Raw genomic sequence first — 19,347 nt, 5'->3', positions numbered from 1 at the left:
CGCCGGCTCTTAGCGATATTGCCTGTCGTAACGATCGCCCAGGCCGGTTAGGATTTCGTAAGAAATGGTGCCGGCGTCGCGGGCAATGTCCTCAAGCGTCTGATGGCGGCCAAGCACTTCGACAAGGCTGCCGAAGGTCAGCGCCCCTTCGGGCAGTGCTGTGATGTCGACGGTCGTGCTGTCCATCGACACGTGGCCGACGATCGGCAGGCGGATGCCCTTGAAATAGACGGCGCCGCGATCGCTGAGGCATCGTGGCAGCCCATCGGCATAGCCGGCGGCAATGGTGGCGAGACGTGTTTCCCATTGCGTGACATGCGCTCCGCCATAACCGACTTTCGCCCCCGCCGGCACGGTGCGCGTCTGCACGACGGCGACATCGAGGCTGACGACCGGCTCCATCGGGTTCTTCTCACCGGCGTTCGGAGCGCCGCCATAAAGCGCGATGCCGGGGCGGGCGAGCACGCCGTGATAGGCGTCGCCCAGGAAAACGCCGCCGGAATTGGCGAAGGAAATATCGAATCCGGAAAATTCGTCGGCGATGCTGGACATCTCGGCAAACTGCTCGCCGTTCTGTTCGCTGTCGATGTCATCGGCCGAGGCCAGATGGCTCATGATGAACAGGATTTCGACATTGCTGCCGTCCCGAAGAGCCGCCGCCAGCTCCGCTCGCTCTTCCCGGGGAAAACCGAGCCGTGACATGCCGGTGTCGAACTGCAGGACGGCTGGCAGGCAGCGCTTCAGAATGCGCGAAGCTGCCGACCATTGCCGCCACTGCGCCAGTGAATTGAGAATCGGAACGATGCCCATCTCGGCGCAGGCGATCTCGTTACCCGGCTGCAAGCCGTTCAACACGAAAATCTGAGCATCCTGCGCAAGGGCCGGTCGGAGCGTCACGGCCTCGACAAATTGGGCGACGAAGAAATGCCTGCAACCTTCCCTGTAAAGCGTTCTCGCAACCCGCTCGGCGCCAAGGCCATAGGCGTCGGCCTTGACGACGGCGCCCGCGCGGACCGGTGCCAGCATCGAAACGAGCTGGCGATAGTTGCGGCCGATGGCGGCAAGATCGATCGTCAGATAGCCCGTGGCTCCCTGCGCGGTCGTAGCGGTGCGTGTGCGGGAAACCAAAATATCGCTATCCATGTCCACCCTTCTCGATTTCAAGGAGTTTATGAAATAATGAGCGAAATTGCCGATCATTCGGTAGTCGATTATTGTGTGATTTGCTTATTAGCCGCATAATCAACGAAAATTTGGAACGATCTCTCATGCCCGCTCTCGACGCCATCGATCGCAATATCCTGAGACTGCTGCGCCTCGATGCCCGCATGAGCAATGCCAAGCTCGCCGCCGAGATCGGTCTCTCTCCATCGGCCTGCCTCAGGCGCATCAAGATCATGGAAAAATCAGGCGTGATCCGTGGCTATACGGTGTTGGTAGACACCGGCAATGCGGATGAGATGATCGCCGTGATCATCAACATCACCCTAGAGCGGCAGACGGAGGACTATCTCGATCGCCTCGAGGCGGCGGTCCGCCGGCATCCCGAGATCCGGGAATGTTTTCTGATGACGGGTGGTTCGGACTACCTGCTGCGCGTGGAGGTCGCCAATGCGGGCGAGTTCGAGCGGATCCACAAAGAGATCCTTTCGACCTTGCCCGGCGTCCTCAGGATCCATTCCAGCTTCTCGATCCGCAATGTTCTGGCGACGCGCACGCGAGGCCGACGCTAGACGCGTTACGAGGCAGCCTAATCGCCTGCCAATGAGAGTCCCTATTCCTCCCCTCCGCCGACGGACCGGCAGCCGCTGCGTTCTAAAAGATCAGTTGCACCTTGCAGGCGGCCGAGCGGTCGCCGGCGAGCGTGAAGGCTGCGGTTGCTTCTTCGAGCGGCAGGCTGTGGCTGATGATCGGCCGCACGTCGATCTTGCGGCTGGAGATCAGCTCGACGGCAGTACCGAACTCCTCGTGGAATCGCTGCGTTCCGTGGAGTTGAAGCTCCTTGCCGACGATGGCGTTGAGAGGGATCGAGACGTCTCCTGTGACGCCGACCTGCACGATCGTTCCGCGCGGCCTGATGGCGGCAATCGCGCCACGGATGGCCGGGGCGGCGGCCGAGCATTCGAAGACGAGATCGAAATAACCCTTCCCCACCTCGAATTCCGCAAGCGACTGGGCATTTTTGGAAACATTGATCGTGCGGCTGGCGCCCATTGCTTTGGCCCTGGTGAGCGCCGCATCCGCGAGATCGGTCACGACGATCTCGCTTGCCCCGTAATAGGAGGCGACGGCAACCATCAGAGCGCCGATCGGGCCGGCGCCGGTGACCAGCACCCGTTTGCCTGTGATCTCTCCTGCGCGCGATGCCGCGTGCAGGCAGACGGAGAGCGGCTCGCTGCAGGCCGCTTCTGCCGCAGTTGTCGCAACTCCGACTGCAAAGCACTGCTTGGCCGGCACCACCAGCCATTCCCGGAACATGCCCTGCTCATGCGGCAGGCGCATCGCACTGCCCATGAAGCGCATTTCCAGGCAGTGGATCGGCATTCCCACGTGGCAATATTCGCAATGCCCGCAGGGTTGGCTGGGATTGACCGCCACCAGCGTCCCGGCCGTCACGTCGGCCCCCTCGCCTGTTTGGCTCACGGTTCCCGATGCCTCGTGGCCGGGTATGATCGGCTCGCGAACCCGGACCGGGCCGAAACCGCCGTCCTGATAATAATGCAGGTCGGAGCCGCAAATCCCTGCGGCCGCCATTTTGAGCAGCACCTCGCCGGGACCAGGAGCCGCAACCGCGGCGGTTTCGACCCTGAGATCGCCCTTCTGGTAAAGCCGTGCCACACGTGTCCGCATCTTGCGCTCCTATCTCAGCAGCCCGAGTTGCTGCGGCAGCCACAGCGATACGGCAGGCACGAAGGTGATCAGGATCAGCGCCAGGAAGAGCGGCACCAGCCAGGGCAGGATCGCCATGGTCGTGCGTTCGACGGAGAGTTTCGCGACCCGCGACAGCACGAAAAGCACCATGCCGAGCGGCGGGTGCAACAGGCCGATCATCAGGTTCAGCGTCATGATGAGACCGAACTGGACCGGATCGATCCCGAACTTCAGGACGATCGGCAGAAGGATCGGCACGAGGATGGTGATAGCCGCGATCGTATCCAGGAAGCAGCCGACGAAGAGCATCAGCAGGTTCACGAGGATCAGGAAAACCCATTTATTGTCGGTGATCGACAGGATCGCATCGGACAGCAGCTGGGCCGCCTGGCTCACCGTCAACAGCCAGGCGAAGACCGATGCCGCAGTGACGATGAAGAGAACCGATGCCGTCGTCTCGATCGTATCGAAACTTGCCTTGGCGAGCGTCGAGGGCGTCATCGTGCGGTAGCGCACCAGGCCGAGGAACAGAGACCAGAGGACGGCTGCGACGGCAGCCTCCGTCGGCGTAAACCAGCCCATCGTCATGCCGCCGATCAGGATGACGGGCGTCATCAGCGCCATGACGGCGGAGAAGCGGAAATACCAGTCGAGCGCGAGAAGCAGGGCAAGGGCGATACCGGCTGCGGCATTCATCGATACACCGGCACGCATCATCAGGTAGATGGCCAGCGGCACCGCCAGGACGACGACGATTTCCATCCCCGCCGACAGCAGCTGCCTGATATCGAACGGCGCGTCCGAGCCCCAGCGCTTCTTATAGGCGAAGGCGGCGACAGTGATCATCATCAACAGCGTCATGACGATGCCGGGCAGGATCCCCGCCATGAAAAGAGCGCCGATCGAGACGTTGGCCATCATGCCGTAGATCACGAACGGCAGCGACGGCGGGAAGATCGGGCCGAGCGTTGCCGAGGCTGCCGTCACGCCGACCGCGGCCTCGACCGGATAGCCGTGATCCTTCATCGCCTTGATCTCGATCGTACCGATACCCGCCGCATCGGCGAGCGCAGTGCCGGACATGCCGGAGAAGATGACCGAACCGATAATGTTGACTTGCGCGAGACCGCCCTTCATCCAGCCGACGAGAGCGACGGCAAAGGAATAGATGCGGCCGGTGACACCCGCCGAGTTCATCAGGTTGCCCGCGAGGATGAAGAAGGGCACGGCGAGCAGCGGGAAGCTTTCGACGCCGGCGATCATGCGCTGGGCGACGATGATGTCGGGGGCGACACCGTAAAGGACGATGTAAAGCACGGATGCGACAGCCATCGAGATGGCAACGGGCACCCCGATCAGCATCAGTACCAGGAACGAGCCAAGAAGCAGGAGCATCGGATCAACCCTCGATCGTCTGGAATTCTTCGGGGCGCTCAAGAACGGAGTAGCCGCGGCGCATGTTGGCGATGAAGACCATAATCGCGCGGATCAGCATCAGCACGAAAGCGACGAGAACGGTATAGAAGACAATGTTGCGCGGCAGGTCGATGGTGACCATCTCCTCATCCGCCACGATGTCGACATAGCGCCACATCAGGTGGCAGCCATAGGCGAAGAAGCCGATGCGGACGATATCGACGAAAGTGGCGAGCACGCGCGCAAGGCCTGCAGGCATATAGTGATAAAACACATCCACCTGGATATGCCGCGAGGTGCGCACGCACATGACGGAACCCAGAAAGACGACGCCGATCAGGCAGTTGATCGCAATCTCCTCGGTCCATGCATAGCTGTCGTTCAGCACATAGCGCGTGAAGAACTGCAGGAAGACGCAGCCGGCCATCAGCCAGAAGACGATCAGCGTGATCCAGTCTTCGATGGCGTAGTCCGAGACGTTAGCGGTCGGCGCGTGCCCTTCGAACTCGTGACCGATTTCTTCGGCCGTGATTTGCGTATGAATTTCTTGCGACATGATCGGCCTTGTTCCAGTTGGGGAAGAAGGAGCGCGCTTGGCGGCGCGCCCTTCAGTTGTCGACAAACATCGTCCTTTGCCCGGCGGCACCTGCCCCTCATCCGGCTGCCGCCACCCTTGCCTGGGTCGAGCCACGTGTCTCGATCCAGTCCTTCGGACCCCCGTAAACGGGGCGAAGGGATATGCCGCGCCGGCGTCTTCAACCCTCAACGTTGCGTTTGGCACGTCCCCTCTCCCCGTCTAAACGGGGAGAGGGTTAGGGTGAGGGGCATGACGAAAGGATAGTTTGCGGGCTTACTGGATCGCGCGGATTGCTTCCCAATCGGCTTTCTCGTAGCCGAAGTCCTCGAACTTGACGTTTTCCATCACGGTCTTTTCGAAATCAGCCTTGTCGACCTCGGCGACATTCAGGCCCTTTTCCTTGAAGGTCGCGATGAGGCTGTTTTCCTTGCCGGCGATCGTCTTGCTCGTGCGCTCGGCGGCCTCCTGCATGACCTCGCCGAAGATCTTCTTGTCCTCATCGGAAAGGCTCGCCCACCGTGTCTTCGAGACCACGGTGTTGAGGTGATCGACGATGTGGCCGGTGAGGATGATGTTCTTCTGGACTTCGTAGAACTTCTTCGCCTCGATTGTCGTCAGCGGGTTTTCCTGCGCCTCGACCGTGCCGTTCTGCAAGGCGAGATAGACTTCGGCAAAGGCGATCGGCGTGGTGTTGGCGCCGCAGGCGCGCGGCATGGCCAGATAGGCCGGAACGTCAGGCACACGGATCTTCAGGCCCTGCATATCGGCGCATTTGGCGATCGGCTTGTTTGATGTCGTATGCCGAGTGCCGTAATAGCTGACGGCGGTGATGTGGTTGCCGGTCTTGTCCTCATAGCCTTTGGCAAGGCGCTTGAAGACATCGCTCTTGGTATAGGCGATCAGATGATCGGGACCGCGGAAGATATAGGGAAAGTAAGTCACGCCGATCGGCTTGTAGTCACGAGCCGCGAAGCTCGATCCCGAGATGATGATGTCGACCGTCCCGAGCTTGAGGCCCTGGTTGATGTCGGCTTCCTTGCCGAGCTGCGACGCCGGATAGACCTCGATCTTGTAGCGCCCGTCGGTGCGCTTGTTGATCTCTTCCGCAGCCCAGACGGAATCCGTATGGAAGGGCTCTGACGTTTCATAGACATGCGCCCATTTCAGCACTGTCTGGGCCTGCGCGATTGCGCTACTCGCCATGATTACGGCTGCGGTGCAAAGTATCGTTGCCAGTCTGCTTTTCATTGCTCTCTCCTCCCGAGCTTGGGTTAAGTCTTGGTCGTTCCCTTCGCCGGACGCTTGTCGCGTCCGCGCTCCTCTTCCTCCGAAAACTCCTCCCCGAAGCTCTCGGAAAACCTCTTCTGCGACATGGTCAGATGGGCGCGCATGGCAGCCTTGGCGCCGGCTGCATCGCCGGCGGCGATCGCGTCGCGAATGGCGCGATGCTCGTCCAGGGCGCTACGCCATGTTGTCGGCCCCTCGAAGTGGCTGGCGAGCCTTGCGAAATAAGGGGTCATGCGCATGTCGAAGATCTCGCCCGTGACGCGGATCAACGTCGCATTGCCGACGATGGCGGCAATGCCGGTGTGGAAGGCGCGATCGGCATCGAGCACTGCGATTGCATCGTTGACCACACCCCCCATGCGCGTCAGCGTTTCATCGAGCAGAGCGATATCATCCGGTGTGGCGCGACCGGCAGCTTCTTCGGCGATGGCGCATTCGATGAGGGCCCGCGCCTGCAGCAGCTCGAAGGCCCCCTCCACCGGTTCGCGCTCGGCCCCAGTGACGGTCGCAGCATGCTGGCGCACCACATAGATGCCGGATCCCATGCGGATGTTGACGAGGCCTTCGACCTCGAGGACGATCAGCGCCTCGCGGACGGTCGGGCGTGAGACCGACAGTTGTTCCGCCAGGTCGCGCTCGGCCGGCAGCCGCTGGCCGACGGCAAGCTCGCCGCTGGCGATCATCAAGCGAATCTGATCCGCGACCTGTCTATAAAGACGGCGGGATTCAACAGGCGAAAACATCGTGGGCCTCCCCGGCGGCTTCTCCTCAAGCCGCGCAGCTGGTCAACTGGCCTGACCAATTCAGGCATAGATATCACCGCGGGAGTTGTGCGTCAATCCGCCGCATAAACTCAAAACGAGAGTTCACAGCATAGGCCGAGCAGGCATGCAAAAAACCCCGCCGGGGCAGGGTTCTTCGCGAAGGGAATAATCAGTTGTTATGCGCGGCGCAGGCCTCATCCATCGGCGTGGCGTTGCTCGTGCCGCCCTGCGTCTGGAGATTGTCGGAGTTGTTGACCGGATTGGGGCATTTGGGCCTGTCGGTCTTCATTGTGCCGGTAGTCGTGGAGCCGGTCGTGGTGGTATCGGTCGCCATCGGCTTTTTGGCCTTCATATCGCCGCTTGCACCGCCACCCTGATCGGCCTGGTTTTTATCGATCGTGGCGCCGGCTGGTGCCGGATTGGACTGGGCGAAAGCAGACGTGGCCATGCCGATGGCGAGAAGCGAAGCTGCTATGAGTTTCATACGCATCCTGATGTCCTCCTTGGGATCTTTGCGTGATCAGGCAGAACCTTGCCGACACCTCATTGTTCCGCATTTTCTGCTTACAAACACCCCATAGGCTCTGGAGCCCGGTCGCGACCAAGGATCAAGGGTGAGGCAGAGTCAGGAAGTGAGTGATGGCCAGGCGTGCCGGCCCGGGGCGACCGAGTTCGTGAAGGTTACTTCGCGTAAAGCGCTCGCGACCGCTCGAGATGCTTGAGGAGTGCCGTTTCCGAGCCATCGACGTCGTTTGCGGCCAGTCGGTCGACGATTTCGTCGTGTTCGGCGAGCGTGAATTTTTCCTTGCCGGTCCAGATCAGCATCTCGGTATGATATTCCTTCAGCCAGGCAAGCATCGCCTCGCTGACGGCGACGTAGATCGGGTTGCCCGATATTTGCGCGATGCGGGTGTGAAACTCCATGTCCGCGTCGATGAATTCCTCGGCCCGCCCAAGCGACATTCGCTGGCGTTCGATGATGCTCCTGAGGTCGGCGATATCGGTTGCAGTGGCGCGCTGCGCGGCCTCGCGCGCCATGCCCCGTTCGAAAAAGATGCGGGCGCTCTTGAGGTATTCCAACGAGTCCGAGGATTGCGACAGCATGATCTTGGCGGTGAGATCGACCTGGCGGAATATCGATTTTGCCGTCAGCCGGAGAACCTTCGCCCGCTCACCGTGCGAAATGCTGACCAGACCTTTATTGGCAAGGGACTGCATGGCCTCCCTGATCGCCGGCCGGCCGACACCGAAACGTTCCATCAGCACGCGCTCGGACGGCATCTCGTCGCCCGGCTGAAGCTCGCCCGAGGTGATCATTCGCTCAAGTCGATCAAACACTTCGTCAGAGAGTTTCCGGCGGACGATTTGTTCGAGGGGCTGGGTCATCACATCTCGCTGGCTCAAAATGTTTCCTCCTAACAGTTTTCCGGGTCGAGAACAAAGCTGGCGGCGAAAATTTGCGGATCCGAAGATTCTACTTTTCATAAGTTGGAATACTCATTATACCAGATCATGAGTTGACGCCATGGTAATCTACCGGGCGAGAGGAGCAACCGTCAGTTTCATGATGATTACCCTGACCTACCGTATCGAAACGCCCGGCAGCGTCGAGGCGATGGCGGAAAAGATCGCGAGCGACCAGTCGACCGGCACCTTCGTGCCCGTTCCCGGTGAAACCGAAGAGCTGAAGTCGCGTGTCGCCGCCCGCGTCCTGGCGATCCGCCCACTCGAAGATACGCGTCATCCGACCTGGCCCGAGGTCGCCCCCGGCACGCTGCTCAAGCGCGCAGATGTCGACATTGCCTTTCCGTTGGAGGCGATTGGGACCGATCTCTCCGCACTGATGACCATTGCGATCGGCGGCGTCTATTCCATCAAGGGCATGACTGGCATCCGCATCGTCGACATGAAACTGCCCGACGCCTTCAAAAGCGCGCATCCGGGACCACAGTTCGGCATCCCCGGAAGCCGCCGTCTCACCGGCGTCGACGGTCGGCCCATCATCGGAACGATCGTCAAGCCGGCGCTTGGCCTCAGACCACACGAGACGGCGGAACTCGTCGGCGAGCTGATCTCATCCGGCGTCGACTTCATCAAGGATGACGAAAAACTGATGAGTCCGGCCTATTCGCCGCTCAAGGACCGCGTTGCGGCGATCATGCCGCGCATTCTCGATCACGAGCAGAAGACCGGCAAGAAGGTCATGTACGCCTTCGGCATCTCGCATGCCGACCCCGACGAGATGATGCGCAACCACGACATCGTCGCCAAGGCCGGCGGCAACTGCGCCGTCGTCAACATCAACTCGATCGGCTTCGGCGGCATGAGCTTTTTGCGCAAGCGCTCCGATCTGGTCCTGCACGCGCATCGAAACGGTTGGGATGTGCTGACGCGCGACCCGGGCGCCGGCATGGACTTCAAGGTCTATCAGCAATTCTGGCGGCTGCTCGGGGTCGACCAGTTTCAGATCAACGGTATCAGGGTCAAATATTGGGAACCCGACGACAGTTTCGTCTCGTCCTTCAAGGCCGTCAGCACGCCGCTGTTTAATGCCTCCGATTGCCCGCTTCCGGTTGCCGGCTCGGGTCAGTGGGGAGGACAGGCGCCTGAGACCTACAAGCGGACCGGCCGGACCGTCGATCTTCTCTATCTCTGCGGCGGGGGTATCGTCAGCCACCCCGGCGGGCCGGCGGCCGGCGTTCGGGCCGTGCAGCAGGCCTGGCAGGCCGCAGTCGCGGACATCCCGTTGGAGACCTACGCGAAAGATCATCCGGAGCTCGCCGCTTCGATTGCAAAATTCAGCGACGGCAAGGGCGCGTGACCACGATGGATGGACCTCTCGTCAGCTATTACGGGGACGACTTCACGGGTTCCACCGATGTCATGGAGGCGCTGGCCTCGAACGGTGTTTCGACCGTGCTCTTCCTCGACGTTCCGACGCCGGAACTGTTTGCGCGCTTTAAAGATTGCCGCGCGATCGGCATTGCCGGGACAAGCCGCAGCGAGACCCCCGCATGGATGCAAGAGCACCTTGCGCGCGCTTTCGAGTGGCTGCATTCGCTGGGCGCTGACATCTGCCACTACAAGGTCTGCTCGACCTTCGATTCCAGCCCCGAAATCGGCAATATCGGCAAAGCGATCGAAATCGGCCGATCGGTGTTCGGGCGATCCGTCGTTCCCGTCATCGTCGGCGCGCCGCAACTGAAACGCTACACGGCATTCGGCAATCTCTTTGCCGCTTACCAAGGCCGGATCTTTCGCATCGACCGCCATCCCGTCATGAGCCGCCATCCGGTGACCCCGATGGACGAGGCGGACCTTGCGGTGCATCTGTCGAAGCAGACCCGCCTTCCCGTCCTGCTCGCCGATCTTATCGCCATCACCGCACCGGACGCCGATGCGCGGATCGACGAGCTGGCGTCGGCTTCAGAAGGGATCCTGCTCATCGACGTCGATTCCGAGGCGACACAGGAGGCTGCGGGTCGGCAGCTGCTTCGTGTCACCGGTCGCTCCGGAAGCTTCGTCGCCGGCTCGTCGGGTGTCGAATATGCCCTGCTCAGCGCGTGGCGGCGGAGGTGTTTCATCGACGCGAACAGCGCGGAGTTTCCCGATATCGGCCCGGTTGATCGCCTCGCCGTCGTCTCGGGCAGCGTATCGCCAACGACCGAGCGCCAGATCCGGACGGCTGTCGAGAACGGCTTCGAGAGCATCGCGCTCGATCCGCTAGCACTGGTCTCGGAGCATGGCGAAGGCGCAGTGAGTGCTGCGGTGGAGGCGGGAACCGAGAAGCTCAAGCAGGGCAAGAGCGTCATCCTCTACACCGCGCTTGGACCGTCTGCAGACCGCGGCGCCGACATCGACCGGCTTCCGGGTGCGCGTCACCGGCTCGGAAGCGCGCTCGGCACGATCTTGCGCCGCCTGATCGAGAACGAAGGGCTTTCGCGTGCGGTCGTCGCCGGCGGCGACACATCAAGTCACGCGCTCAGGCAGTTGAAGATCGACGCGCTGACGACGCTTCTTCCGCTTCCCCAGACGCCGGGTTCTCCGCTTTGCCTCGCGCATGGCGACTATCAGCCGACCAACGGCCTGCAGATCGCGCTCAAAGGCGGCCAGGTCGGGACTGACGCCTATTTCACGCAGATCCGCGACGGAAGGAAACACTGATGGTTTCCCGAGGCTTAATCGGTCGAACGCGCGATCAACCGGCTTCACGCAGAAAACTCGGTCCTGGTAGATTTAATAGTGATATGGTGATTGACTCATCATACCAGTTTGTGATCCTATCGAGAATGGAAAAGGTGAGGAAAACATGACTAAGATTGCCCTCTTCGGCGCAGGCGGGAAAATGGGATACCGGCTTGCCAAAAATCTCAAAGGCTCGCGTTTCGAGGTCCGCCATGTCGAGGTGAGCGACGCAGGCAAGGCCCGTTTGAAGAATGATCTCGGTGTCGATTGCGTGCCCGTCGATGTCGGGCTCGACGGCGCTGAGGTGGTGATCCTCGCCGTGCCGGACACGGCGATCGGCAAGGTCGCGGCAGGCATCGTCGACAAGCTCGCATCAGGTACGATGGTGATCGCGCTGGACGCTGCGGCTCCTTTTGCCGGCCACCTGCCGAAGCGCGATGATCTCACCTATTTCGTCACCCATCCCTGCCACCCGCCGATCTTCAATGACGAGACGGACATGCAGGCGAAAAAGGACCATTTCGGCGGCCTCTTCGCCAAGCAGCATATCGTCTCGGCACTGATGCAGGGTCCCGAAAGCGCATACGCGCTTGGCGAGGAAATCGCCAAGCTGATCTGGGCGCCGGTCATGCGCTCGCACCGGGTCACGGTCGATCAGCTTGCCATGCTCGAACCAGGCTTGTCGGAAACCGTCTGCGCATCGCTGCTCGTCGTCATGCGACAGGCCATGGACGAATGCGTGGCACGCGGCGTGCCGGAACAGGCCGCCCGCGATTTCCTGCTCGGCCATATGAACGTGCTCGGCGCGGTCATCTTCAAGGAAGTCGACGGCGTGTTTTCGGATGCCTGTAACAAGGCGATCGAGTTCGGCATCCCGGCGCTGATGCGCGACGACTGGAAGAAGGTATTCGAACCGCAGGAGATCGCCGAAAGCATCCGGCGCATCACCTGAACCGGCTTGGGGAGGCAAGCCCTCCCCTTAACCGCCCCAGGGAGAAGGGGCTTCATTCACAACAGGGAGGAAACAATGAAACTGACGCGCAGACTGACACTTGCAGCTTTTGCCGGCGCATTGGCGCTCGGAACAGCTCTTCCGGCCTTTGCGGCCGATCTCATCGCCATTATCACGCCGGCGCATGACAATCCCTTCTTCAAGGCCGAAGCCGTCGGCGCTGAAGCCAAGGCGAAGGAGCTCGGCTACGAAACGCTCGTCATGACGCATGACGACGACGCCAACAAGCAGTCCGAAATGATCGACACGGCGATCGGGCGGGGCGCCAAGGCGATCATCCTCGACAATGCCGGAGCTGACGCCTCCGTCGCCGCCGTCAAAAAGGCAAAGGATGCAGGCATCCCCTCCTTCCTGATCGACCGCGAAATCAACGCGACGGGCGTTGCCGTCGCCCAGATCGTCTCGAACAACTATCAGGGCGCCCAGCTCGGGGCGCAGGAATTCGTCAAGCTGATGGGGGAGAAGGGCAACTACGTTGAGCTGGTGGGCAAGGAGTCCGACACCAATGCCGGCATCCGCTCGCAAGGCTATCACGACGTCATCGACGACTATCCGGACCTGAAGTCCGTCGCCAAGCAGTCTGCCAACTGGAGCCAGACGGAAGCCTATTCGAAGATGGAAACCATCCTCCAGGCAAATCCCGACATCAAGGGCGTCATTTCAGGCAACGACACCATGGCCATGGGCGCGATCGCTGCGCTGCAGGCGGCCGGCCGCAAGGACGTGATCGTCGTCGGCTTCGATGGTTCCAACGACGTGCGCGACTCCATCAAGTCGGGCGGTATCAAGGCAACGGTCCTGCAGCCAGCCTATGCGCAGGCTCAGTTGGCGGTGGAACAGGCAGACGCCTACATCAAGAACAAGACGACGCCAAAAGAAGAGAAGCAGCTGATGGATTGCGTTCTCATCAACGCCGACAATGCCGGCAAGCTCGAAACCTTTGCCCTGACAAACTGATCAGCAGCGAGTTGCGGAGGGCGCAGCGCTGCACTCTCCGCAATGGATTCGCAAGACGTCGAGGTTTGAAGCATGTTGAGAATGAAGGGCGCCCTGCTCGCCGCCGTCGTGGCGGCCGCCTTGCCCGGTTGCAAGATCATCAAGACGCCGAGCGCTGAAGAAAAGGCGGAGGCAGCGGCCAAGACCGCCTTCGACCCGAATGCAAAGGTCGAGGCGATCTGGCAGTCCGAGGCAGTGCCCTATTTCGAAAAGCGCGCCGGCGACCTCAAGGACGTCATGCAACTGGCCACCTCCAGCCCCGACGCCGCAGGCGAGAAATATGGTAATCCCCGCAAGCAGAGCAGCTCGCCATGGACCTATGCGGTGAAGATCACCGGCAAGGTTGTCGCGGCCGATACAGCCTCGCGCGCGGCGACGCTCGATGTCGACGCCGATGGCGACGGCAAGGCCGATGCGAAGGTGCAGATCGGGCCGGCGCTGCGCGGCACGGCACTCCGCGACACGCTGGAATTCGTCAATTTCAACGAATTCAAGAACCAGATCGAGTGGGCGCAGTTCGGCAAAGCCTTCAACGAGAAGGCCAATACCACCTTTCTCTCCGCCATCCCGCGTGAAGACCTCGCCGGCAAGACGGTGACCGCGATCGGCGCCTTTCCGTTGCCGAAGAGCGGTGAGCTGCCGCTCATAACGCCTTCGGAACTGAAGGTTGGCCCATGACCACAGGAGAGGCACAAAATGACGACATCATCCTGCGCCTCGACGACGTGTCCAAGGTCTATTCGGGCATTGTCGCCGTCAAGCGCGCCAATCTCGAGCTTCGCCGCGGCGCAGTGAACGTCCTTGTCGGCGAAAACGGTGCAGGCAAGTCGACGCTGATGAAGATCATCGCCGGGGTCGAGCGTCCGACGCTCGGCCGCATCATTCTGGATGGCAAGCCTGTCTCCTTCGACAGCCCGGCTGATGCGCAGGCGCACGGCATCGGCATGATCTTCCAGGAGCTCAATCTCTTCGCCAACATGTCGGTCGCCGAGAATATCTTCGCCAGGCGTGAAATCACCCGCGGCATCCTCGGCATCGATCACAAGGCACAGGTGCAAAAGGCCAATGCGTTCTTGAAGCGTCTCGATGCCGGGATCGAGGCCGATACGATGGTCGAGGACTTGCCGATCGGCCAGCAGCAGCTCGTCGAGATCGCCAAGGCGATGTCGCTCGATGCCCGGATCCTGATCATGGACGAGCCGACGTCGGCTCTTTCGGCGGCCGAGGTCGAGATCCTGTTCAAGGTGATCGCGGAGCTGAAGGCCCAGGGTGTGGCGATCGTCTATATCTCACACCGGCTCGAAGAGCTGATGCGGATCGGCGACTACATCACCGTGCTGCGTGACGGCCAGGTCACCGGCGAGGCAATGGTCCGCGACATCGACACGCGCTGGATCGTGCGCTCCATGATCGGCTCGGATGCCAAGGATTTTGCAAAATCCGTGGACCACGCGGTCGGGGCTGAGGTCTTTCGCGCCGAAAACATCCGCCTGCCGCGGCCGACGGGTGGGCTTTCGGTCAACGATGTCTCGCTGTCGGTCAAGGCAGGCGAGATCCTCGGCATCTATGGCCTGATGGGCGCCGGGCGCAGCGAATTCTTCGAATGCGTGATCGGCCGGCACACACACTCGACCGGCAAGATCTTTATCGACGGAAAGCATATTCGTGCCCGCGACACCACCCGGCGTATCCGCCGCGGCCTTGCGCTCATTCCGGAAGACCGGCAGCGGGAAGGTCTGGTCCAGGTGCTCTCGATCGCCTCCAACCTGACACTGGCGAGCCTTGGCCGCTTCACCCGGCTCTTCCATATCGACAGGAGTGCTGAGAAGAACGCCATTCGCGATGCAATCCGCGATCTGTCGATCAAGGCGCCGAACCCGGATTTCGAGGTGACCTCGATGTCCGGCGGCAATCAGCAGAAGGTCGTCATCGGTAAGGCGTTGATGACCAATCCGAAAGTGCTACTGATGGACGAGCCGAGCCGCGGCATCGATGTCGGCGCCAAGGCCGATGTCTTCCGCACCATGCGGCGGCTGGCGGCAAACGGGCTCGCCATTCTGTTTTCGACTTCCGACCTCGAGGAGGTCATGGCGCTTTCCGATCGCATCGCGGTCTTGAGCAACGGCCAGCTGATCGCCGTCTTCGATCGAAACGAGGCCACGGAAGAAGCCATTATCGCGGCTTCGGCCAAGGGACACGGACATCAAGGGAAACTCGCGTCATGATGACGGCTACCTCCACCACTCTTGCGCCGAAGGGCGGCAACGGCTCGGCGCTTCTGACGCTGATGAAGCTCAGGACGTTCATCGCGTTATTTGCCGTCGTCATCTTCTTTGCGATCTTCGCCCCGAACTTCACCTCGACGGCGAACATGATCCTGATGTCGAAGCACGTGGCGCTGAACGCCTTCCTGGCGATGGGCATGACCTTTGTCATCATCACCGGCGGCATCGATCTCTCGGTCGGATCGATCGTCGGGCTTTGCGGCATGGTCGCCGGCGGTCTGATTCTTTACGGCATCGAATTGCCGATCGGCTACACCATCTTTTTCAACCTCTTCGAGATCGTGCTGATCACCTTGTCGATCGGCCTGCTCATCGGGCTGATCAACGGCCTGCTGATCACCAAGCTCAACGTTGCGCCCTTCATCGCCACACTCGGCACACTCTATATCGCCCGCGGTCTCGCTTTGCTGTCGTCGGACGGCCAGACGTTTCCGAACCTTGTCGGCCGGCCTGAATATGCCACAACCGGCTTCGATTTCTTCGGGGCGGGACGCATCCTCGGCCTGCCTGTGTCGATTTGGATCCTGATCGTGCTCGCGCTGCTAGCCGCCTATGTCGCGCGTTCGACGCCGATCGGCCGTCACATCTTCGCCGTCGGCGGTAATGAGCGGGCCGCGCGCATGTCCGGCATCCGGGTCGATGTCGTGAAGATCTTCGTCTACATGTTCTCCGGACTTTGCGCGGCAATCGTCGGCGTCGTCATCTCCTCGGAACTGATGGCAGCCCATCCGGCGACCGGCGAAAGCTTCGAGCTCAATGCGATAGCCGCAGCCGTGCTCGGCGGCACCTCGATGTCGGGCGGCCGCGGCACGATCGGCGGCACGATCATCGGCGCCTTCGTCATCGGCATCCTCTCCGACGGATTGGTGATGATGGGCGTCTCCTCCTTCTGGCAGATGGTCATCAAGGGCCTCGTCATCATCATCGCCGTCGTCGTCGACCAGGCGCAGCGCCGCCTGCAGCAGCGCGTTACCCTCATGCAGATGGCAAAGGCAGGTTGAGATGACGGAATTGAAAGGGGCTTTGATCGGTTGCGGTTTCTTTGCGATCAACCAGATGCATGCCTGGAACGACGTTCGAGGAGCCGGCATCGTGGCGATCTGCGACCGCGACCCGGAGCGGCTGAAGATCGTTGGCGATCAGTTCGGCATCGATCGCCGCTATGGCGATGCCGAGGCATTGTTCGCCGATGGCGGTTTTGATTTCGTCGACATTGCCACGACGGTCCAAAGCCACCGCTTTCTCGTCGAATTGGCGGCTGCGAACAAGGTGCCGGCCATCTGCCAGAAGCCGTTCGCCAAGACCTTGTCGGACGCGAAGGCGATGGTCGAGGCGTGTCGTAATGCCGGCATACCCCTCATGGTGCACGAGAACTTTCGCTGGCAGACGCCCATCCAGGCGGTCCGCAAGGCCCTGGATGCGGATGCGATCGGCACGCCCTTCTGGGGCCGTTTCTCTTTCCGTTCGGCCTACGACGTCTTTTCCGGCCAGCCTTATCTCGCCGAGGGGGAACGGTTCATCATCGAAGACCTCGGCATCCATACGCTCGATATCGCCCGCTATATCCTTGGCGACGTTCGATCTGTCACGGCTCGCACCAAGCGGGTCAATCCCAGAATCAAGGGTGAGGATGTCGCGACCATTCTGCTCGATCACGAAAACGACGCCACATCGGTCGTCGACGTCAGCTACGCCACGAGGCTTTCCAGGGAGCCATTCCCCGAGACCTTGATCGAGCTCGACGGTTCTGAGGGCACGATCCGCCTGACCCAGGGTTACGGCCTGGAAATCACCAACGCCAAGGGCACTACCACCACCGACGTATCGCCGAAGCTGCTGTCATGGGCCTCGCGGCCCTGGCACAACATCCAGGAGAGCGTCTACGCGATCGAGCAGCATTGGGTTGATCAGTTGGAGCGCGGCGCCGAACACTCGACATCAGGGGCCGACAATCTGAAGACGTTCGCGCTCGTCGAGGCCGCTTATGACAGCGCGGCCAGGGGACAGACGATCGATGTCGGAGCGATACTGCGATGACGGTCGATGCGTTCCAGCTCTACGGCACTCGCCTCGTCGAAACGCCGCCGGTTCGTCTGAGAGCCGGAAAACTGGAAGCCGATCTCACCAATGGCAATCTCCGCACCATCCGCTACGATGGGACCGAGGTGCTGCGAGCGATTTCGTACCTCGTTCGCGACCGGGACTGGGGCACCTACAGCCCTGAAATTGTCGATCTGCGGATCGAGCAGAGTGACGACCGTTTCGCGGTCGCCTATCAGGCCTGCTGCGAGGGACCGGATGATACCAAACTCATCATCGATGTTCGCATCACCGGAAATACGGATCGACTCGACTTCGAGGCCGAAGCCTCCACAGAGACCGGCTTCGAGACCAATCGCTGCGGCTTCTGCATCCTGCATCCGATCGTCGGCGTGGCGGGCTTGCCGGCAACGGTCGAGCATGTCGACGGCCGGATAGTGGCAACGCGGTTTCCCGATGTCATCGAGCCTTGGCAGCCGTTCAAGGACATGCGCGCCATCACCCATGCGGTCATGCCTGACGTTCAGGCGGAATGCCGGATGGAGGGCGACACTTTCGAAATGGAAGATCAGAGGAACTGGTCGGACGCATCCTACAAGACCTATGTCAGACCGCTCGCCCTTCCCTGGCCTTACCAGATTCCTGCCAATCGGCCGGTCCGGCAGAAAACGTCGCTGATCATCAAGGATATCGGGGGGGTAGCACGGCATGCTCCAACTAGCGTGTCGAGCGGCGTTATAAAACTCGAGCTCGGCGCGCGCACCGGCGCCATGCCAGATATCGGCGTGATCATTACACCCGAGGAGGCCGATGCGACCCTCTCGGCAAAGTCCGTCCTGACGGAGATCGCTCCCCAGGAACTCCTCTTCCATTTCGACCCTAGTGCCGGGCACGGCGTCGACGCGCTCAGGCGGTTCGCTGCAATCGCGACTGTCCATCGCGGCAGCTCGACGCTGGAGATCGCCCTTCCCTGCAAATCGTCGCCGTCAAGCGAGGCGGCCGAGATCGCCCGCCAGATGCGGCTGGCGGAATTCAGGCCGGATGCGATCATGATCTCACCGTCCGTCGACCGGCAGTCGACGCCGCCCGGCAGCAAATGGCCGGAATGCCCGCCTTTGGATGAGGTCTATACAGCTGCCCGCGCCGCCTTTCCCGGCATTCGCATCGGCGGCGGCATGCTGAGCTATTTCACCGAGCTCAACCGGAAGCGCGTCCCCGATGGACAGCTCGACTTCGTCAGCCACTGCACCAATCCGATCGTCCACGCCGCCGACGATCTCAGCGTCATGCAGACATTGGAAGCGCTGCCCTTCATCACGCGGTCGGTGCGTGCGATCTACGGCGACAAACCCTACCGCATCGGCCCATCGACGATCCCGATGCGGCAGAACCCCTATGGCAGCCGCACGATGAACAATCCGGTGGGCGCACGCATCCCCATGGCCAATCGCGACCCGCGCCATAATGGACGTTTCGCGGAGGCCTTCGCGCTTGGTTACGCGATACGGGTCCTGGATGCCGGTCTGGAATGCCTGACGCTATCGGCCTTATCCGGGCCATTTGGCTTGATCGCTGGTTCGGGGGAACCGATCGAACCGGGCGGGCGTCGCCCGCTGTTCGACACTGTCCGGACACTGTGTCGATTGGCTGGTGCAACCTGGCGGGAATGCGTCTCCTCCTCGCCCTCCGAGGTCCTGTCTTTCGTTGCAAGGGATACTACAGGCGACAGACTTTATATCGCCAATCTGACGAGCGAAGAACGAAAGGTCGATTGCAGCGCATGCGGGCCGACCGGGAAGGACTCAAGCGGGGATCTGCTGCTTGCCCCATTGACTGTCGCCGTCTTGCCGCTGCAGCACCACGCGCTGGCGGATTGACCTCCAGCAGTGCAGCTGCATCTATGCGATCGGAACT

Annotated in this window: 18 protein-coding genes; 10 read left to right on the top strand and 8 right to left on the bottom strand. The window is 61.3% G+C overall.

Going from position 1 to position 19,347, the window contains the following annotated elements:
- Positions 1–9: 9 nt before the first annotated feature.
- A complete protein-coding gene (gene alr, locus G9X64_RS14820; RefSeq protein ID WP_171376810.1) occupies positions 10–1,143 on the bottom strand; it encodes an alanine racemase in 1,134 nt (377 codons plus the stop codon).
- Positions 1,144–1,268: 125 nt separating this feature from the next.
- Here alr and G9X64_RS14815 point away from each other — a divergent pair, with 125 nt between their 5' ends.
- Positions 1,269–1,733, top strand: coding sequence for an Lrp/AsnC family transcriptional regulator (locus tag G9X64_RS14815; protein ID WP_003550368.1), 465 nt, complete (start codon positions 1,269–1,271; stop codon positions 1,731–1,733).
- 82 nt (positions 1,734–1,815) lie between these two features.
- Here the strand turns inward: G9X64_RS14815 and G9X64_RS14810 are convergent, their stop codons facing one another.
- The 7 genes from G9X64_RS14810 to G9X64_RS14780 form a co-directional block, all read right to left on the bottom strand.
- On the bottom strand, positions 1,816–2,850 hold the full coding sequence (locus G9X64_RS14810) for an L-idonate 5-dehydrogenase (RefSeq protein ID WP_171376809.1): 1,035 nt from the start codon (positions 2,848–2,850) through the stop codon (positions 1,816–1,818).
- A 9-nt stretch (positions 2,851–2,859) separates the two neighbouring features.
- On the bottom strand, positions 2,860–4,266 hold the full coding sequence (locus G9X64_RS14805; protein WP_168308890.1) for a TRAP transporter large permease: 1,407 nt from the start codon (positions 4,264–4,266) through the stop codon (positions 2,860–2,862).
- 4 nt (positions 4,267–4,270) lie between these two features.
- Positions 4,271–4,843: a TRAP transporter small permease gene (locus G9X64_RS14800; RefSeq protein ID WP_171376808.1), complete on the bottom strand. Its 573-nt coding sequence runs from the start codon at positions 4,841–4,843 to the stop codon at positions 4,271–4,273.
- 294 nt (positions 4,844–5,137) lie between these two features.
- Positions 5,138–6,112, bottom strand: coding sequence for a sialic acid TRAP transporter substrate-binding protein SiaP (locus G9X64_RS14795; RefSeq protein WP_168315858.1), 975 nt, complete (start codon positions 6,110–6,112; stop codon positions 5,138–5,140).
- A gap of 23 nt (positions 6,113–6,135) precedes the next feature.
- Complete coding sequence (locus G9X64_RS14790; protein WP_168308893.1) at positions 6,136–6,894, bottom strand: FadR/GntR family transcriptional regulator; 759 nt, start codon at positions 6,892–6,894, stop codon at positions 6,136–6,138.
- A gap of 190 nt (positions 6,895–7,084) precedes the next feature.
- Positions 7,085–7,405, bottom strand: a complete 321-nt coding sequence (locus G9X64_RS14785) for a hypothetical protein (protein ID WP_168315856.1) — start codon at positions 7,403–7,405, stop codon at positions 7,085–7,087.
- 191 nt (positions 7,406–7,596) lie between these two features.
- On the bottom strand, positions 7,597–8,301 hold the full coding sequence (locus G9X64_RS14780; RefSeq protein WP_168309090.1) for a transcriptional regulator NanR: 705 nt from the start codon (positions 8,299–8,301) through the stop codon (positions 7,597–7,599).
- A gap of 178 nt (positions 8,302–8,479) precedes the next feature.
- Here G9X64_RS14780 and oiaX point away from each other — a divergent pair, with 178 nt between their 5' ends.
- From oiaX to apnL, 9 genes are all read left to right on the top strand, one after another.
- The gene (oiaX, locus tag G9X64_RS14775; RefSeq protein WP_171376807.1) at positions 8,480–9,736 is read left to right on the top strand and encodes a 3-oxo-isoapionate-4-phosphate decarboxylase OiaX; all 1,257 of its coding nucleotides are present in this window, start codon (positions 8,480–8,482) and stop codon (positions 9,734–9,736) included.
- A 5-nt stretch (positions 9,737–9,741) separates the two neighbouring features.
- Positions 9,742–11,079: a four-carbon acid sugar kinase family protein gene (locus tag G9X64_RS14770; protein WP_171376878.1), complete on the top strand. Its 1,338-nt coding sequence runs from the start codon at positions 9,742–9,744 to the stop codon at positions 11,077–11,079.
- Positions 11,080–11,224: 145 nt separating this feature from the next.
- Positions 11,225–12,052, top strand: a complete 828-nt coding sequence (locus tag G9X64_RS14765) for a phosphogluconate dehydrogenase C-terminal domain-containing protein (RefSeq protein WP_003550403.1) — start codon at positions 11,225–11,227, stop codon at positions 12,050–12,052.
- Between the two features lie 75 nt (positions 12,053–12,127).
- Positions 12,128–13,069 (top strand): D-ribose ABC transporter substrate-binding protein, encoded by a 942-nt coding sequence (locus G9X64_RS14760; protein WP_027664512.1) that lies wholly within the window; start codon positions 12,128–12,130, stop codon positions 13,067–13,069.
- Positions 13,070–13,141: 72 nt separating this feature from the next.
- A complete protein-coding gene (locus G9X64_RS14755; protein ID WP_171376806.1) occupies positions 13,142–13,786 on the top strand; it encodes a DUF2291 family protein in 645 nt (214 codons plus the stop codon).
- Positions 13,783–15,333 (top strand): sugar ABC transporter ATP-binding protein, encoded by a 1,551-nt coding sequence (locus G9X64_RS14750; RefSeq protein ID WP_171376805.1) that lies wholly within the window; start codon positions 13,783–13,785, stop codon positions 15,331–15,333. The genes G9X64_RS14755 and G9X64_RS14750 overlap by 4 nt, the downstream gene beginning before the upstream one ends.
- Entirely contained in the window at positions 15,330–16,394 is a 1,065-nt protein-coding gene (locus tag G9X64_RS14745; RefSeq protein ID WP_168308899.1) for an ABC transporter permease, read from the top strand. Before G9X64_RS14750 ends, G9X64_RS14745 begins: the two co-directional genes overlap by 4 nt.
- Before the next feature lies 1 nt (position 16,395).
- Positions 16,396–17,430 (top strand): Gfo/Idh/MocA family protein, encoded by a 1,035-nt coding sequence (locus G9X64_RS14740; protein ID WP_168308900.1) that lies wholly within the window; start codon positions 16,396–16,398, stop codon positions 17,428–17,430.
- On the top strand, positions 17,427–19,310 hold the full coding sequence (apnL, locus tag G9X64_RS14735) for a D-apionate lactonase (protein WP_171376804.1): 1,884 nt from the start codon (positions 17,427–17,429) through the stop codon (positions 19,308–19,310). Before G9X64_RS14740 ends, apnL begins: the two co-directional genes overlap by 4 nt.
- Positions 19,311–19,347: the final 37 nt, after the last annotated feature.

Origin of the sequence: Rhizobium sophorae, assembly GCF_013087515.1 — a bacterium.
GTDB lineage: Bacteria > Pseudomonadota > Alphaproteobacteria > Rhizobiales > Rhizobiaceae > Rhizobium > Rhizobium sophorae.
This window is presented reverse-complemented; position numbering and strand designations above follow the sequence as displayed.